This window comes from Peribacillus frigoritolerans (assembly GCF_030676415.1).
Lineage (GTDB): Bacteria > Bacillota > Bacilli > Bacillales > DSM-1321 > Peribacillus > Peribacillus frigoritolerans_A.
Genome location: NZ_JAUUTW010000015.1, coordinates 23,229 through 40,071, shown reverse-complemented (window position 1 = coordinate 40,071; position 16,843 = coordinate 23,229). Strand labels below are relative to the sequence as shown.

The window sequence follows — 16,843 nt, the reverse complement described above, 5'->3', positions numbered from 1 at the left end:
CATGTTCCGCATCTGCAAAATTTTATTAACCATCCCTCTATTCCTTTTACTTTCAGGCTGCTGGGATGAAAAAACGATCCAGGACTTTCATTATATTACCGCCATCGGGATAGACTTCAAAGATGGGGAATACATTGTTTATACGCAACTTGTAGACTTCTCTGCGGTAGCAAAAACGGAGGCAAAGCCCACTCAAACACCTCCCGTATATGTAGGGAAACAAAAAGGCCGTTCCATCTCGATCGCCATTAATAAACTAATGCGCAATACTCAACAGTCTCTCTATATAGGGCATATTTCCACATTCGTAATCAGTGAAAATGTTTTGAAGCAGCAAAGTACAGAAATAGTGGATTATATTTACAGAAACCAATTACTTAGGTATTCAGCCAATATCTTTGCCACAAAAAGTTCCATGGATGAGCTTTTCTCCATCAATGGTTATTTTAATTTATCGCCTTTATACACGACATTATATTTACCAGAAGATGTCTATCGGAACAGATCATACATTGAACCCATTACAGTCCAAAGGTATTATTCCAATCAGCGGGAAAAAGCATCTACAACCATCTTACCCTCGATTTCTTGGAACGATAAAGTTTGGAAAGAAAAAGATAAAAATCGAAAAAGCCTCTATATGGATGGTGCATTTGTCATTTACTATAAAGTGTCCCAGCCTTGGTTCTCTGAAAAGGAACTGAGCGGTATACGCTGGCTCACTAAAAGGACCAACAAAACTCCAGTTAACATTAACATGAATAAGCAAGACATCTATGCATCTTTCTCCCATCCACACCATAAAGTAAAACCTGTTCTCAAGGATGGAAAGTACAAATTCGATATTGAAATTGACGTATCAGGTAATATACTTGGACTTGATACACAAATGAATATCGATAAGATTAAACGAAAATTCGAAAATGAAATAAAAAAAGAAATCCAAACAACCTTCAAGAGTGGGATTCAAAAGAACGCAGACCCTTTAAGCTTAGGTAAAATCCTTTATATTAAAGAGACAAAATACTGGCAAAAGAATCATATAAAAGATCCGAATGATTACTTAGATAAGGATTCAATACATGATATAAACGTAAAGGTACACATCCTTAACACAGGCGGATTAGAAGCTAAACCACTGGAGTAAAGAAGTTTTGGTTTGTGATTTTAGTGCCCAATTATATTTGATAATGCTCCTTTCACGGGTAAATCGGCCAAACTCACGAGTATTTGCTTCAAACTCACGAGTAAACGCTTATATCTCGTGAGGTTGCTGCTACATTCTTATGAGTATTGCACCATTCACGAGTAAATCGGCTAAACTCACGAGTATTTGCTTCAAACTCACGAGTAAATCGGTCAAAATCACGAGTATTTGCTTCAAATTCACGAGTAAACGTTGATATATCATGAGGTTGCTGCTACATTCTATGAGTATGCACCTTTCACGAGTAAATCGACTAAATTCACGAGTATTTGCTTTAAATTCACGAGTAAACGCTGATATCTCATGAGTTTGGTGCTACATTCTATTAGTATTGCACCATTCACGAGTAAATCGACCAAACTCACGAGTATTTGCTTCATTTTCACGAGTAAATCGATTAAACTCACGAGTATTTGCTTCAAATTCACGAGTAAACGCTGATATCTCATGAGTTCGCTGCTGCATTCTTATGAGTATTTGCTCCTTTCACGAGTAAATCGGCCAATCTCACGAGTATTTGCTCCAAATTCACGAGTAAACGCTGATATCTCATGAGTTCGCTGCTGCATTCTTATGAGTATTTGCTCCTTTCACGAGTAAATCGGCCAATCTCACGAGTATTTGCTCCAAACTCACGAGTAAACGCCTATATATCATGAGGTTGCTGCTACATCCAATATGTATTGCTCCTTTCACGAGTAAATCGGCCAATCTCACGAGTATTTGCTCCAAATTCACGAGTAAATCGACTAAATTCACGAGTATTTGCTTCAAATTCACGAGTAAACGCTGATATCTCATGAGTTTGCTGCTACATTCGACGAATAAACGCTTATAATCCATGAGTTTACTGTTCAACTTGGTTTTAATAGCCCTCTACATGATGAAAAAATCAGGATGGTGGCTTTTTGAGCTCCATCCTATTTTTGGTGCTGGAAAATACTGTCCGGAATTTGTCGAATAGCATAATTAATGGTAAATTGGGAGTATTCTAACATTTGGGGGGACCATTCATGAGCATACAGAAGGCTACATTACATGAGCTAGAATCACTGGCGGAACTTTTTGATTTATACAGAGTGTTTTATGAGCAAGCATCTGATCCTGGTCGTGCAAGGGAGTTTTTAAGAGAAAGGCTGACAAATGGGGAGTCTGTGGTTTTTATGGCCTTTGATGAAGGAAATCCAATTGGTTTTGTACAATTATATCCTTCTTTTTCATCTGTGAGTATGATGCGGTCATGGGTATTGAATGATTTATTCGTGAAGGAGTCCGCCCGCAAAAAGGGATTTGGCGAGGAGTTATTGAACGCGGCCATCACTTTTGCACGCGAAACAGGGACCAAAGGGGTTTCACTGGAGACAGGCAAGGATAATGTAAAAGCACAGAATCTTTATGAAAAAATTGGTTTCGTACGTGAATCGAATCACTTTTATTATTTCACTATTTAATAAAAAAAAGTGTAGGGAAAACCTTCCCTACACTTGAATGCTATTTATCTAGTATATTAATTATTTAGCAGTTTCCATGCTGGCTTGAATTTCTTTAATTAGAAGTTCGGCACCTTCAGGGCTAAGTATTAATTTACCGTCAGCAAGTTTCATATTGTCATCGGAAACTTCACCTGTAACCTGACAAGTCATGTTTGGTTTATATTTTTGAAGGATGATGCGCTCTTGTTCTACATAAATCTCCAGAGCGTCTTTCTCATTAATTCCTAATGTTCGGCGCAGTTCAATTGGAATGACTACCCGCCCTAATTCGTCAACTTTACGTACAATACCTGTAGATTTCATTTAATTTACCCCACTAACTTTCTTGCGAATGTTGCATCTATACATTTCGTCACCATTCGACATTATTTGCACTTCTATAAAGATACCACTACCTACCATATTCGTCAATTCTCGTATCTTCGTATATTATCTGCCTCTATATGATTTTTATATAAAATATTAGTAATTCCTTCATAACCTGCGTCGTACCAACGTTTCTCGCTCGTTTTGTTGGTATATTTTGTTAATTAAAATATCGAAATGGAAACGCCTTCATATAATTTAAACAGCCATTCTTTCGCATTCCATGTCGAATCATGAAGAATGAATTTCACTAGCCTAAAAGAATCTTGTTGATTTTCTTTTGCTTTTGAAGGACAATTTAAATTGATCGCTTATAATATTCCGAAAATTCATTCCGCTTTTGACATAGTGGATATTTCTGATAAATCTTCCAGAAAGCCGAAATGATTGCCATCCTTCCAGAGTCTTACTGACTCATAAAACAGATTGAGGTGAGTCAATTGCGTCCGATTATATTAGGTATTTGTTCTGCTTTCTTTTTTGCATTTACGTTTGTTTTGAATCAGGCCATGGAGTTGTCTGGCGGCAGTTGGATATGGAGTGCTTCGCTGCGTTATTTCTTTATGGTGCCTTTTCTGTTTTGTATCGTATTAAGCAGAAAAAATCTGCGTCCCCTTTTACGAGTGATGAGAGAAAAGCCGGGTCCTTGGCTGCTTTGGAGTTTTGTCGGTTTTGGGTTATTTTATGCTCCTTTATGTTTTGCATCCGCCTACTCACCTGGCTGGCTGATCGCCGGCACTTGGCAAATCACGATCATTTCGGGTGCATTACTTGCGCCGCTGTTTTTTGAAAATGTCCAAACGAAAGATGGGCTCGAAAGGCAAAGAGGAAAGGTTTCTGTGAAAGGTCTCCTCATGTCCATGATCATCCTGCTTGGAATCATCCTGATGCAACTGGAACACACCAAGCATATTTCTATGGCCAATCTTTGGTTGGGAGTGATTCCAATCGTCATCGCCTCGTTTGCATATCCTTTGGGAAATCGCAAAATGATGGAAGTATCCGAAGGACGTTTGGATGCTTACCAGCGTGTATTGGGAATGACTTTGGCTAGTTTGCCATTCTGGTTCCTGCTTTCATTGTACGGTTTCTTTACAGTAGGGGCGCCGACGAAGATGCAGAGTTTCCAATCCCTTTTGGTCGCACTATTTTCAGGTGTCATTGCCACGGTCCTTTTTTTCAAAGCGACCGATTTGGTACGCGGAAATATGCAGAAATTAGCTTCAGTTGAAGCTACCCAATCGATGGAGGTCCTTTTTGCCCTGGCTGGCGAATTACTATTCCTATCTTTACCGATTCCTTCTCCGTTATCTTGGTTCGGCATCTTTATCGTCATCATAGGAATGATCCTGCATAGCTATGTATCACATAAAAAAGAAGGCCCATCCCGGAAGCGGACAGTGAGTGCCTAAATAGCAAGTCAAAAAAGCCTCGGATAAGATTTCGGGGCTTTTTTGACCTGAAAACAGAAACTGACTACGTTCGTTTTTTCCATTGACAGGTCATGGTAAATTGATGATTTTTTAGTGTGGCAAAAAGCTCACCATTCATTTTTTTCATTAAACTTTGCGCAATAGATAACCCTTGGGTCAACCAGCTGCAAACGTTACGGGACATATGCGGATATTAGGCTAATATGGGCATGCCTTTGACAAAACTTTTACCTTGAGTAAGTTCAAAAAGTATGTATAATGAAAGGTAATTGCATATGTCAAAGGTTTTCTAGGGTTCCGCAGTGCGTCTGATGCTGGTCTGGTCCGAGAGAAAACTCACAGCATGCTGTGTCACGGAAGGATAAAAGCCTGGGAGAAACTGTTTAACGACGGTTATCTCTTGGGCTTTTTTTGTTTTTTATAAGAATAAAATCGGAGGTGCGCTATTTCATGAGCACAAACTGGATTAAAGTATTCATTGCAGCTTTTTTTGAAGTATTTTGGGTGATTGGCTTAAAACATGCAGATGACTTTTGGACTTGGTCTGGAACCGTCATTTCGATCATCATCAGTTTTTATATGATGATAATGGCTGGCAGGAAGCTCCCTGTCGGAACGGTATATGCCGTGTTTGTCGGTATGGGTACGGCCGGGACCGTTTTTTCCGAAATCATTTTCTTTGGGGAATCCTTCAAGTTGAGCAAAACGCTATTGATCCTCCTCTTATTATCAGGGGTGATCGGCTTGAAGCTAGTGACTGATGATAAGGCTGAGAAAGGGGATGTATCTTAATGGCTTGGGTCTCTTTAATCCTAGCGGGGCTATTTGAAATGTTTGGGGTTGCGATGATAAATAAATTGCACAAAGACCGTAATTGGCAATCCTTGCTGCTGTTATTGATCGGATTTGGAGCAAGTTTCCTATTTCTTGCTTATGCCATGCAAACCTTGCCGATGGGGACGGCTTATGCTATCTGGACAGGGATCGGCGCATCAGGAGGAACGATTATCGGGATGCTCTTATACGGGGAATCCAAAGATTGGCGAAGGGTCGTTTTTATAGCCATGGTCCTGGGCGCAGCAGTAGGATTAAAACTTGTTTCATAGGAATGAGTGAAGGTGATTTTACCTTTGACTGTAGAAACTCGGAATATGACACCCTATTACCAAACACCATCCTGATATTACGTTATCAAGTATATAAAAGCATAGAAAATCAAAGACGACACATATTTATGTCCATTATGTGCCGTCTTTTCACCTAACTTGAATGAAGTAGATTTTTTCTGCCCAGGCAGGATTTTTCGCGCGTGAAGTCATTTTATAAAAATTGACTGGCATCCATCTTAGTGGAATCTTTCCCCTTAACCTGTTTTAGTGTCGCTACTATAAGAAAGCTAACAATCACTAATAAGAGCCATGAGCTTACCTTTCCTAGATGAACGAGACTCCATGCATCGGTTTGGTTTGGATATTCCCATGCTCCAAAGAACGTTGCGATATTTTCGGCTATCCAAATAAAAAATCCGATGAGCACAAAAGAAAGCGCGATTTGCATACGATATCGAGTTCCACCAACCTCGTATGTGACCCATGACCGCCAAAAGACGATGATGACAAGTCCAGATAACCACCAACGAACATCAATCCAATAATGGTGAGTGAAAAAATTCAGATAAATCGCAGCTGCAAGAGATACAACGACCAAAAACGGCGGCCACTTGACCAGTTCAACCTTTAACCTCCTCCACGCCTGGCAAAGATAACTCGCTACACTTGCGTACATGAATCCGCTATACAGAGGCACTCCAAAGATTTTAAAAATTCCTTCCTCTGGATAAGTCCAGGAGCCCATATGCACCTTGAAAAGTTCAAGAGCAAGTCCAATAAGGTGGAACAATGTGATTACCTTTAGTTCATCCCGTGTTTCAAGCCCGGAACGCACCATCCACCACTGCATCAGAAGGCAGATGATGAGCAGCCAGTCATACCGCGGCAGGAAGGGAAGCGGAATGAATTTTGTAATAGCCAAAGAGGCAAAAATAACGGCAGGAAACAAACATGATAGGGCCTGCTCCCAACCAAACCGAACGAGTTGTTTTAGTGCTCTCATGATTGGTGCCTCCATTTTTTTAATGGTTAAATTCATGAGTAACTCCCCTTTTATGAAATCTTTCTTTTTCTTCCACTTTTTTAATCTTGGGTTCCTTCATTCCGGTATTCTAAAATATCTCCGGGCTGACATTCTAACGCCTTGCAAATCGCCTCTAAAGTTGATAATCGAATCGCTTTTGCCTTGCCGTTTTTCAATATGGAAAGGTTAGCCATCGTTATTCCAACCCTCTCAGAAAGTTCAGTAACACTCATTTTCCTTTTAGCCAGCATTACATCAATATTGATTATAATTGCCATGTTATTCACCTCAGACTATTAAGTCATTTTCTGATTTTATATCGATGGCTTCTTGTAAAAGCCTTTGAAGGACAGCAGCAAAGACTGCAATCACCATTGAAGCAAAAATGACGACCAATCCGATTACTATGATGCCTGGGGCGTCGTCCATCTCCGCCATGAGATAAAAGAGCGGCATGCCTACCACATACAAGCTGCTGATTGTGATTGCACAATTTTTTATAGTCCTTAAGGCTCTTACAGATAATTCCGAGAAAGCTTTGTTCTTGTCAATATAGCTTAAAAGTTTAAAGGCTTGATATAGAGCAAAGTAAAAAGGTATCGCCGATGCATACAAATCGATTAAAACGAGATATTTCAAATAAGTCATATCCGGATATAATTCTGCTGCAAAATTCGCAATCTCAGGCACCACAAAGATGCACAAAGCAAGAACCGGCATTCCAATAAGAATAACGGCTATCTTCAAAAAGATCGTTGACACTTGTTTCATAAAAAGCACCTCATTTATTTTTTATCAATTTGAATTTAACACATTTTTTATCGTTTTACAATAAAACATTGTTGTTTTTTATTATATTATTATTGTTACCGAAATATCCTTTTCTTTTTTAAAAATAAAAGAAGCATTCCTCATTACACAGGAATGCTCCATAACTGAACTATTCAATTCATTACTAAGATTACCTTCAGCTGAACCCTTATATCATCAGGATTTCCCTGATATCCTCTTCTGTAAGTGCAGACGACGACTTGTCCCCAGGGTCGATGATTTCTTCAATAAGGTGTCTCTTTTTCTCTTGAAGTTCATTCATTTTTTCTTCGATTGTGCCACGGGCAATAAGTTTGATGACCTGGACGGCATTCTTCTGTCCCATTCGATGGGCACGGTCCGCAGCTTGTTCTTCAACAGCCGGATTCCACCAAAGGTCATATAGAATGACTGTATCGGCACCCGTCAGGTTGAGACCCGTACCGCCCGCTTTCAATGAAATGAGGAAAATATCCCGTTCACCTGCATTAAACCGATTGCAGATTTCCACACGTTCCTTTGATGGGGTATGTCCATCCAGGTAGAAAAAGGGTTGTCCTTTCATGGCCAAATCCCTGCCGATAATTTGAAGCATTTTTGTAAATTGCGAGAAAATCAGCACCCGTCTTCCAGAATGCTTCGATTCCTCGACAATTTGCATCAGTTGCTCATATTTTGCTGAACTGCCTTTATATCCGTCCACAAACAAGGCGGGATGACAGCATATTTGCCGAAGCCGGGTCAAGCCAGCGAGGATCCTGATCCGATTTTTCCGGAGGGTGTCCTTGTCCAGGTGTTTCAGCGTATCATGCCGCAGCTTCGCCAGATAGGCTCCGTACAGTTTTTTCTGATCAGGAAGCAGTTCCATCGATTCCAGCGACTCGATTTTTTCCGGAAGTTCACCAAGCACGTCCTCTTTCATTCTCCGCAGCAAAAATGGGCGGATCCTGCGGGAAATCTGCTTCCTTGAGAGGTGGCTATACTCCTTTAACCCCATGAATAGTTCAGGGAATACGACATGGAAAAGGGACCAGAGCTCTTCTAGTGAATTCTCGATGGGCGTACCAGTCAACGCGAAGCGATGTGCCGCTTTTATCTTCTTGGCCGCTCGTGCCGTTTGTGTCACTGGGTTCTTAAAGGCCTGTGCCTCATCGAAAAATACCGTATGGAAGTCCTGCTTTTCAAACGACGCGATGTCTTTCCGGAGCAATGGATAAGAGGTGATCACTACATCCACATTCTTCGCTTCCTTAAGCAGCTTCGTCCTTTCCGTCTTGTCGCCATCAACGACGACGGCTTGTATATCAGGAGCGAATTTAGTGAATTCGCTCAGCCAATTGTAGGTCAATGATGATGGGCAGACAATAAGCGCCGGAACCCTTTTCTCACGGATGTCAGGCAGCTCGGATAAAATGAACGCGATGCTTTGCAGTGTTTTTCCCAGTCCCATATCATCAGCAAGAATTCCGCCAAAACCGTATTGGGCAAGTATTTTCATCCATTTGTAGCCGTTTTTTTGATACTCCCGCAAAATCGGTTCCAGACTATTTGGCACCACGAACTCCAAGGAGCCCGGATTCCCGATGTTATCCAAAAACTGACGGAATGACTCCTCCATTGTGAATGTCTGGCTGTCATTCACGGAATCAAGGAGCTGAAGCCCTTTTACGATTGGCATGTTCAGCGTGCTCTCCAGGTCTTCATCCTGTACAGGCAGTGCATTCAGAAAACGATTGATTTCCTCGTACTCCCTTGTTTCAAGGGAAAGCAGCGACCCATTCCTTAAACGATAGTACTTCCTCTTTTCTTCAAGCGCTGCTAAGACCTCACGAATTTGTTTATCTGGGATATCATCCATTTCAAATTTGAATTCGAGCCAATTAGTACGTTCTTTTTTGATATTCACCCTAATCCTCGGTGCAGCATTTCCACGGGAAATCCGGTTTCTTACTGCCGTCGTGGCATAGATTTGTACCAGCTTCTGAAGTTTCGGAACGATGTGGTACAAAAACTCATACTCCAACTCTTCATTATGCAAGAAATAGCCGCCGTCCGTCTTGGCAAACTGGCTATCCTCCATCAGCTTTAGTATCTCCGCCTCCTTCTCAACATCCCTTATAACCTTGGATTCCTGCTTTTCCAAAGGGTTGATCACGATATTTTCATAATGGAATTCCAGCCCCGCAAGCAGCCTGTTTTTCACTCGATCCAAGTATAGTTTTGCAACCAGCGGTGTCTTCAAAAACAATTCGGTGATGGACCTTGCTATATGGACTTCACCGAGTCTTTTCAAACCTGGTACCACTTTGTCCAGGAATAATTCCAGCTGGTCATGGTGGATTGGAATTTGGTTCATCCCCGAATCCTCCATCATTTGCTTTAACTCTGAAAGGCGTTGGAAATCCTCATTTTCGAGCTGAACCAATTTCCCTTCAAATAGAACCAATGTGTATGCATTCATGACGATCATCTCATGCAGCCTTTTAATATTCAGTTGATACCCTTTGCCCTCGCTTTCGGTAAAGTCAAACTGTAAAGGAAGCGGTCCGTTTGATAAACGAAAACCATTGAATGTATGGTCACCATAGGCAAGCTTTACCACTGGCGCTACTTCAAGGATGGGGACAAGCCTTCGAAAAGAAGATGGCGGCAAAAGTAATAATTGATTGTCCAATGTATATTCAGATTTATCCGTCAGGGCTTCAACATAGACTTTTTCATCCGATATCACTGTAATGAGCTCCTGAAGCACGGAATCATTTTCATTCTGAAAACAATGCAATACCGGGTCATATATAAATGAAAGGGACACTTGGGCAGGCTTTCCGTCTTTAACGCGCTTCAGGAAATCCCGAATATTCGACACATTGTAAGAACCGATTTTCATTTCCAGTCCTAACATATATTGTTCCGTGCCCATCCATACTGGTTTGCACGTAAACTCTGCTTCAAGCATCTTTCTTTTTTCAAAATGGCGCTGATGACCGCTTTTGCGGACAGGCTGATTATCGAAAAGGGTCAGCAAGCCCTCTGACAACTTATTATTGGCTGAAGTATCAGAACGAGGTACATTTATCTTTCCATCCCGCTGATGGTCGTAAACCGACAGCAGAACGGCTGCAATATGCTGGCAATCCCTTTGGAAGGAAGCTAGCGTAGGACAGCTGCATTTCGTCTGAAATCCGCCGACAGCATCCACTTCGATCGTGACATGGAAGTCTTCCTTGCCTTTAACCGTTGCCTCACAACCATCAGGACGGTAACTTTCAAATGTCACTTTATTGGCACGATGAAAAGCTTCCCCTCTTTTGAAGGAGACGGCCCCGCACTTGTCTTTTATCATTTTTTGATTCAATTTGATATCCAAATTGCCGTCCTCCTCCCGGGGGGTTTTTTGTTGAGTGATTTTACATTCCGCTGAAAATATCTCATTTTATCATCATACTATGAAATGCGTTTACAGGGTGGGAAAAAGCAAAAAGACAAACTCCCATATTCGGAGTTCATCTCTATTTCAGCAAGGGGAATTTGCACCATCATTGTTGTCCTTTGGTGTTGCCTTTCTTTTTTTTTCGATAAAAGGAGCTGAACACAAGGAATGCAAGAAGAATGAGAAAAAGGATAAGTTCAGCGGGGTCCTTCACCAAAAATGGGTTAAAGGCATGCTTGATTGAATTATCCAAATCAAATCCCATTAGAATATCCATACCTAAAGATATGACCACTAAAGGGGCTAGGATCAAAACTGTAATACCAAAGATTTTCATTTCTCATCAATTCCACCTTTTAGGAACTTTTTTGGGTGCTTGTCTTCCTTTTTTTTCGATTCTTAAAAAAGGCAATGATCAAGAGAAGCAATGGAATGATCACCTGAAATGGCAGATGGATGTAATTTGGTACGGCATCTAGCCCTTCATGGATATGTTCCGTATAGCTGCTTGATATAATAATCGAAATCAATAAAATGATCATGCCAACAGGGTATGCAAGTCTGGAGGGCTGTTTAACATTGAAAACATTCGCCGTACCCGTTACCGCTACATAAGTAAATACACTTATCTTGATGAACCCGCCAATCATCAACAAAAGCAAGAAGTACACATCGAGACGTTCAAGAAAACCAGCGACCTCTATTGACTGAATGAGGGTAAGAAGAGGGTATTGCGAACGTGTCGTAAGGTCCACACCAAGTACAGCAACATTCACAGCCATTATTATCGCGAGAAAAATACCGCTTGTCGCCAAGCTCCATATCCCAATTTTTTTTAGTCGCTGAGGTTCATTTAAATAAGGAAAAATCATTAAAAACACTATGATCTCGCCAAATGGAAAGAATACGGTTTTAGTGAAAGCCATTTTCACCATCTCTGTCCCGCTCATTTCAATAACGGGTTTTAAGTTGTTTAAATGGATCATGCCTGAAGCAATAATTAGAAGAAAGAAGGTCATTAAAAGTAAATTCTCCAAGACAAAGAATAGTTCCCCCGTCCTCGTCAATACTTCTATCCCTTTACGGACCGTATACACCACGACTAAAATGAATGCAGCGTTCGCAACAAATAACGGAATATGAGGATAGGCAAAAGTAAGCAGCGTATCTCCGAAATCCCTCAGCACCCTTGCAGAAAGATAGATGAAATAAAGGATGTATAGAAAAGCTACGATCCTGCCTAGAAAATTCCCCAATATAAGTTTTACAAACTCCGTTAACAGCTGCTCAGGATAGTATTGAAAAAGGCCATAATAAATGAAAAATAATAAAAACCCGCCTATCATTGCAATAAGGATGACTAGCCAAGCAGCCTGCTTGGCTTCACCTGCAAGCGGAACCAAAAGTGCACTGCCCATTTCAAACAGGAAAATAAGGACGAACAGCTGGTAACCGCTGATTTTTGCCTTTTCCATGAGGATGCCACTTCCTTTCCATTATTGATCTTTCTTTTTTAAATTTGAAAGAAATGGCTTATTACGTAATCCGGTACGGCGAATGAAAGTTTCTACCTGCACATCTACTTCCAATTTAGGAAAAGAATCATCGTCCCAATTTTCCTCCAACTTCTTCCATTCTTTAGGATGGGATTCATGTATGATTTCACCAAAGCCAAAAATATCGGATTTATTTTTTTGTGCCCGAACGATCGCATCTTCCATCTCCTTCTTCAAGTCTTTCGCTAACTTCTTTTCAATTTCTATCAGAACATGCATATCGGTTAGATTCAAAGGAACATTCACCTCCCGGATATCTCCCTCTGCACGGACCTTTATCGATATTTTCGGTTTGCCGTTTACCAATTTTGCCCCGACGTTGGTTTTTTGACGAATAACTGAATAGGTGATTGCGTCTTTTTTCCCCTCCCAATCAAGGTTTAAATGGGTATTTTCGATCCTATCCAATACCCACATTGATCCTATTACCTTATCACCATCCAGCCAGTCAATCAATTTGCCATCTTTAAAAACGCCTATCCCTGCTGCACTAGGGATTGCCTCAATGTCCGAAGACTGGGTATTCTCCATTTTATCCTCTTTACCTGTTTTTCCTTTCACGGTAAAACCGCTTATGATCGGTTCTTTTCCGGTACTAAGCAGATTCTTGATCACTTCTTGGAGATTGATGCTAATACTTTTCCCCTGGGTTTTTTCAGTGGTTTCAATCGTCCTAATGACTTTCTCAGCAGATACCTTATCGATTGCCGTTAACGCTTCAACTATATCCCGTGCTTTCACACCCCGGGCAATCACGATTCTCGTAGTTGCCCTGAATTCCGGTGAGCGCTCAAATGCATCGAAAATATCGTTGAGTCCCTCTTCTTTTGCTAGTTCCTCACCTATGACAATCAGATTGGCATGGGCAAAATACATATCTCTCGAGATTTTAGTTGAAGCGATGCTATCCAGTTCAAGCACATTATTTCCGGTGGCCCTATAAATGGATATCGGTGGATTTGTTCCGCCGCCGCCCTGAAGAGCTCCCGCTACATTGCTTGGATTAATGATTTGGAACGTTCCCACTAACTTTCCTTCTTTATTTCTATCGAGTCCAACCGCCGAAACGATGGCCATTTCGTTTAACTCTGTTTTATCCCAACAGCCTGAGGTGAATGTGGTGGCGATCAACATCATCAAGAGCGGAATTAATCTTTTACGATTCATTGCCTTCACCTTTTTTCTCGTCAGAAGTTTTCATTCCGCGCGATTCAGGAGGCAATGGTCTTTGATTTTCGCCTTCCCTTATCAGATTACTTTCGTTGGTTACTAATTTTGGCCTTTCCTTAAAGGCCCACATTGGTCTTCTGAAGAATGTGTCGCCTAACCCTTCCGGATTCAGAGGGGCGAGCGGTGTCATATAAGGAACTCCAAGTGAACGCAGGCTGCATAAATGGACAATAAGGACGATAAAGGCTAAAATCATTCCATAAAAACCTAAAATTCCGGCACAAATGATGAATCCAAATCGCACAATGCGGGCAGAAATCGCTATGGAATAAGAAGGGGTTGCAAAACTGGCAATCGCCGTAATCGAGACGATGATGACCATAGCCGGCGAAACGATACCAGCCTGGACAGCCGCCTGCCCAATGACCAAAGCCCCGACAATGGACATGGTCGAACCAACAGCCTTTGGCATCCGAAGACTTGCTTCCCTTAATATTTCAAAGGTCATTTCCATTAGAAGCGCTTCAACGACGGCAGGCAAAGGAACCGTTTCCCTTTGGGCCGCTACAATGACCAGCAACTTCGTTGGAATCATTTCCTGATGAAAAGTCGTGGCTGCAACATAGACAGCCGGCCCGACTATCGAGATGATGAAAACGATGATCCGTAAAAAACGTGTGGCAGAAGCAATGTCAAAGCGATTATAGTAGTCTTCGACAGATTGGAAAAACTGTACGAATAAGGCCGGGGCCACCAAGACAAAAGGCGTTCCATTAACGAATATCGCCACTCTTCCTTCCAATAGGTTCCCCGCGACCATATCCGGTCTTTCTGTATGATTAAGGGTTGGGAAAGGGGTCATGACCTGGTCTTCTATCAATTGTTCGATATATCCTGATTCAAGAATGCTATCGATGTTTATTCGTTTTAAGCGCTTCTTGACCTCTTCGACGATCCCCTCTTTGACAATTCCATTTATATACATGATGGATACGTCCGTTTTTGTCACCGTGCCTATTTTCATCGACTCTATCCATAAATCCGGGGTATTGATGATCCGGCGTAACATGGCGATGTTCGTTCCATTCGATTCCGTAAACCCTTCCCTTGATCCACGGACAGTCAAATGCGTGCTTGGTTCCTGAATCGAGCGCCGTTCCCCCCCTTTTGTACTGGCAACAAGGGCTGTGTTTATACCATCAACAAAAATGATGCTGTCTCCTGATAATAATGACAAAAATAGTTTTTCCCAGTCCTTGACTGTTTCTACACCACCGAGGGAAACCACGTCCTCAGAGATTACATCCAACGCTTCTTGTGGAAGTATTTTTTCCGATAGATGAGGATTTTTCATGATTGATTCAATTAAAAAGTCCGTAACGCTTGGATTATCAATCAAACCCTGCACATACAAAATAGTTGTTTTTATCTCCGGATTTTGACCGATTTTCAACGTTCGGATAATGATGTCGGGACTTTTTCCCGTCTTTTTCTTCACGATTTCCAGATTGGCCGAAAGGGAACTTTCAATATAATCAGGAGTTTTGCTTTTGGATTGACTCTCATCTTCCTTTTTCTTTTCACGTTGCTTCACTTGTTTCTTTTGTTTGAAAAAAGAAGCCATAGCACCGAACCTCATTCCTTTTTCGTTTCACTCATTTTGTCCAAAGCATTCCCCCTTTATTCTGAGTTCAGCCTACTTCCTTCCATACAAAAAAGGCTGTCACAATGACAGCCTTTGGCGGTTATTTTCCGTTATGTAATGAAGTGCCGATTATAACGGCCCAATCAACTAAACTCTAAATTATACTTTGCCTTTATTCCTTCTAAAAATCAAAACCACGAAAATAATCAATAACAAAGCCAATATCGCATAAACGATGTTTGAATAAATGTCCATATACCCTACAATATCTTCCCACGAAGATCCAACAGCTGCCCCGATATTCACTAAGATGATATTCCAAATTAAAGTTCCGGATGTTGTGTAAAGCAGAAAGAGCCAAAAGCTCATATGGGACATGCCTGCAGGAATTGAGATCAAGCTTCTGATCAGCGGAACCAACCTGCAGAAAAACACGGTCCATGCCCCGTACTTGTCAAACCATGAATTCGCCTTATGGACGTCCGATACCGTTAACCGAAGAATATGGCCCCATCTTTCCACGAACTTTTCAATGACCTTCACATCAAGAAGTAAACCAATTCCATAAAGGACGACTGCCCCTGCCACTGACCCTATAGTCGCAGCAATCACGACGCCGATAATTGTCATATCCGCTTTTGTTGTCATGTAGCCGCCAAAAGTAAGAATGACCTCTGACGGGATTGGCGGGAAAATATTTTCCAATGCTATTAATAGAAAGATTCCTATATACCCAAAATCATTCATGAATTCCGTAATCCAGTTTTCCATTTAATACGCTCCTAACTTTCTTGAATCAACAGCTGACTTGTTACCCGCCGGCTGCTTATCTTGCAATAATCTTGCTCCCTTTATTAAAGATCTTTGTTCTTCCGCCGGTCCTGATACCTTTGGAAAAACCAAATGGAAATCGCAATCCAACAACCACTCGCCAAATATCCGGCAATGATATCACTAGGATAATGGACCCCTAAATATATTCGGCTTATTCCTATCGAGAGAATCATCATCATGCTGAACAGAATCAATAGAATCCTTGCCCACCTAGCACTAATGTGACGCCATAGCAGAAACGTGAGGATACCGTATAAAGAAAATGCATTCATGGCATGTCCACTAGGGAAACTGTACCCACCTATTTCGATGAGTCGATGTAAATCGGGCCGGGCGCGTTGAAACAATAGCTTAACCATCAAATTGAGAAGAGGTGAACCAACCATGACTGCAGTGAATAGGACTAATTCCAAACGATGCTTCAAAACCCTATATAAGAAAAACAAAATGACCAAGGAAAGGATGATCAGGGAAGCGGTTGAACCTATGTAGGTAAAGAACTTCATGATGTCAGTCAGAAGAGGCGACTCCCACCCCTGCACCAAGGAAATCACATCTTCATCAAATTTCAGGTATTCATTTGCACTTATGGTAAATGCCATGAAACTGAACCCGATTAAAGAAAGTACACTTACTATAAAGGCAATGGTTAATTGCTGCTTTAATTTCATAATAACATCCTTTCACTTTTTAAAACCGTTTCATATGGAAATTTCTATTTTATCATATCTTCTTCATTGCATGGTTAATGTAATTGCTTCATCGC

The 16,843-nt window shown here is 41.3% G+C and carries 19 protein-coding genes and 1 riboswitch; of the genes, 5 read left to right on the top strand and 14 right to left on the bottom strand.

Annotated elements, in window-relative coordinates:
* Window position 1: 1 nt before the first annotated feature.
* Window positions 2-1,147 carry a Ger(x)C family spore germination protein gene (locus tag Q8G36_RS15060; RefSeq protein WP_305161879.1) on the top strand — a complete coding sequence of 382 codons (1,146 nt, stop codon included), beginning with the start codon at window positions 2-4 and terminating at the stop codon, window positions 1,145-1,147.
* 129 nt (window positions 1,148-1,276) lie between these two features.
* Here the strand turns inward: Q8G36_RS15060 and Q8G36_RS15055 are convergent, their stop codons facing one another.
* The 3 genes from Q8G36_RS15055 to Q8G36_RS15045 form a co-directional block, all read right to left on the bottom strand.
* On the bottom strand, window positions 1,277-1,411 hold the full coding sequence (locus Q8G36_RS15055) for a hypothetical protein (RefSeq protein WP_305161878.1): 135 nt from the start codon (window positions 1,409-1,411) through the stop codon (window positions 1,277-1,279).
* Window positions 1,412-1,428: 17 nt separating this feature from the next.
* The gene (locus Q8G36_RS15050) at window positions 1,429-1,656 is read right to left on the bottom strand and encodes a hypothetical protein (RefSeq protein ID WP_305161877.1); all 228 of its coding nucleotides are present in this window, start codon (window positions 1,654-1,656) and stop codon (window positions 1,429-1,431) included.
* Window positions 1,657-1,756: 100 nt separating this feature from the next.
* A complete protein-coding gene (locus Q8G36_RS15045) occupies window positions 1,757-2,008 on the bottom strand; it encodes a hypothetical protein (protein ID WP_305161876.1) in 252 nt (83 codons plus the stop codon).
* 212 nt (window positions 2,009-2,220) lie between these two features.
* Here Q8G36_RS15045 and Q8G36_RS15040 point away from each other — a divergent pair, with 212 nt between their 5' ends.
* Entirely contained in the window at window positions 2,221-2,658 is a 438-nt protein-coding gene (locus Q8G36_RS15040; protein WP_305161875.1) for a GNAT family N-acetyltransferase, read from the top strand.
* Window positions 2,659-2,718: 60 nt separating this feature from the next.
* Here Q8G36_RS15040 and Q8G36_RS15035 read toward each other — a convergent pair whose 3' ends face one another.
* A complete protein-coding gene (locus Q8G36_RS15035) occupies window positions 2,719-3,003 on the bottom strand; it encodes an AbrB/MazE/SpoVT family DNA-binding domain-containing protein (RefSeq protein WP_053536026.1) in 285 nt (94 codons plus the stop codon).
* Window positions 3,004-3,506: 503 nt separating this feature from the next.
* Between Q8G36_RS15035 and Q8G36_RS15030 the strand changes: the two genes are divergently transcribed.
* The 3 genes from Q8G36_RS15030 to Q8G36_RS15020 all read left to right on the top strand — a co-directional run bounded on the left by Q8G36_RS15030 (window position 3,507) and on the right by Q8G36_RS15020 (window position 5,605).
* Window positions 3,507-4,478: a DMT family transporter gene (locus Q8G36_RS15030; protein ID WP_305161874.1), complete on the top strand. Its 972-nt coding sequence runs from the start codon at window positions 3,507-3,509 to the stop codon at window positions 4,476-4,478.
* Between the two features lie 299 nt (window positions 4,479-4,777).
* A riboswitch (guanidine-I (ykkC/yxkD leader) is annotated at window positions 4,778-4,877 on the top strand.
* A gap of 72 nt (window positions 4,878-4,949) precedes the next feature.
* Window positions 4,950-5,291, top strand: coding sequence for a DMT family transporter (locus Q8G36_RS15025; RefSeq protein ID WP_305161873.1), 342 nt, complete (start codon window positions 4,950-4,952; stop codon window positions 5,289-5,291).
* Window positions 5,291-5,605 carry a DMT family transporter gene (locus Q8G36_RS15020; RefSeq protein ID WP_305161871.1) on the top strand — a complete coding sequence of 105 codons (315 nt, stop codon included), beginning with the start codon at window positions 5,291-5,293 and terminating at the stop codon, window positions 5,603-5,605. The genes Q8G36_RS15025 and Q8G36_RS15020 overlap by 1 nt, the downstream gene beginning before the upstream one ends.
* A gap of 214 nt (window positions 5,606-5,819) precedes the next feature.
* On the opposite strand, the gene Q8G36_RS15015 is transcribed toward Q8G36_RS15020, so the two are convergent.
* The 10 genes from Q8G36_RS15015 to Q8G36_RS14970 form a co-directional block, all read right to left on the bottom strand.
* Window positions 5,820-6,611, bottom strand: a complete 792-nt coding sequence (locus tag Q8G36_RS15015; RefSeq protein ID WP_305161913.1) for a DUF817 domain-containing protein — start codon at window positions 6,609-6,611, stop codon at window positions 5,820-5,822.
* Between the two features lie 80 nt (window positions 6,612-6,691).
* The gene (locus tag Q8G36_RS15010) at window positions 6,692-6,910 is read right to left on the bottom strand and encodes a helix-turn-helix domain-containing protein (protein ID WP_305161870.1); all 219 of its coding nucleotides are present in this window, start codon (window positions 6,908-6,910) and stop codon (window positions 6,692-6,694) included.
* Between the two features lie 10 nt (window positions 6,911-6,920).
* The gene (locus tag Q8G36_RS15005) at window positions 6,921-7,403 is read right to left on the bottom strand and encodes a DUF2975 domain-containing protein (protein ID WP_305161869.1); all 483 of its coding nucleotides are present in this window, start codon (window positions 7,401-7,403) and stop codon (window positions 6,921-6,923) included.
* Window positions 7,404-7,611: 208 nt separating this feature from the next.
* On the bottom strand, window positions 7,612-10,809 hold the full coding sequence (locus Q8G36_RS15000; protein WP_305161868.1) for a DEAD/DEAH box helicase: 3,198 nt from the start codon (window positions 10,807-10,809) through the stop codon (window positions 7,612-7,614).
* Window positions 10,810-10,978: 169 nt separating this feature from the next.
* On the bottom strand, window positions 10,979-11,209 hold the full coding sequence (locus Q8G36_RS14995) for a hypothetical protein (protein ID WP_305161867.1): 231 nt from the start codon (window positions 11,207-11,209) through the stop codon (window positions 10,979-10,981).
* 19 nt (window positions 11,210-11,228) lie between these two features.
* A complete protein-coding gene (locus tag Q8G36_RS14990) occupies window positions 11,229-12,347 on the bottom strand; it encodes a GerAB/ArcD/ProY family transporter (RefSeq protein WP_305161865.1) in 1,119 nt (372 codons plus the stop codon).
* A 21-nt stretch (window positions 12,348-12,368) separates the two neighbouring features.
* Window positions 12,369-13,595, bottom strand: a complete 1,227-nt coding sequence (locus Q8G36_RS14985; protein ID WP_305161864.1) for a Ger(x)C family spore germination protein — start codon at window positions 13,593-13,595, stop codon at window positions 12,369-12,371.
* Complete coding sequence (locus tag Q8G36_RS14980; protein ID WP_305161863.1) at window positions 13,585-15,222, bottom strand: spore germination protein; 1,638 nt, start codon at window positions 15,220-15,222, stop codon at window positions 13,585-13,587. Before Q8G36_RS14980 ends, Q8G36_RS14985 begins: the two co-directional genes overlap by 11 nt.
* A 180-nt stretch (window positions 15,223-15,402) precedes the next feature.
* Window positions 15,403-16,014: a DedA family protein gene (locus tag Q8G36_RS14975; RefSeq protein ID WP_137023866.1), complete on the bottom strand. Its 612-nt coding sequence runs from the start codon at window positions 16,012-16,014 to the stop codon at window positions 15,403-15,405.
* Window positions 16,015-16,097: 83 nt separating this feature from the next.
* Complete coding sequence (locus Q8G36_RS14970) at window positions 16,098-16,748, bottom strand: phosphatase PAP2 family protein (RefSeq protein WP_305161861.1); 651 nt, start codon at window positions 16,746-16,748, stop codon at window positions 16,098-16,100.
* Window positions 16,749-16,843: the final 95 nt, after the last annotated feature.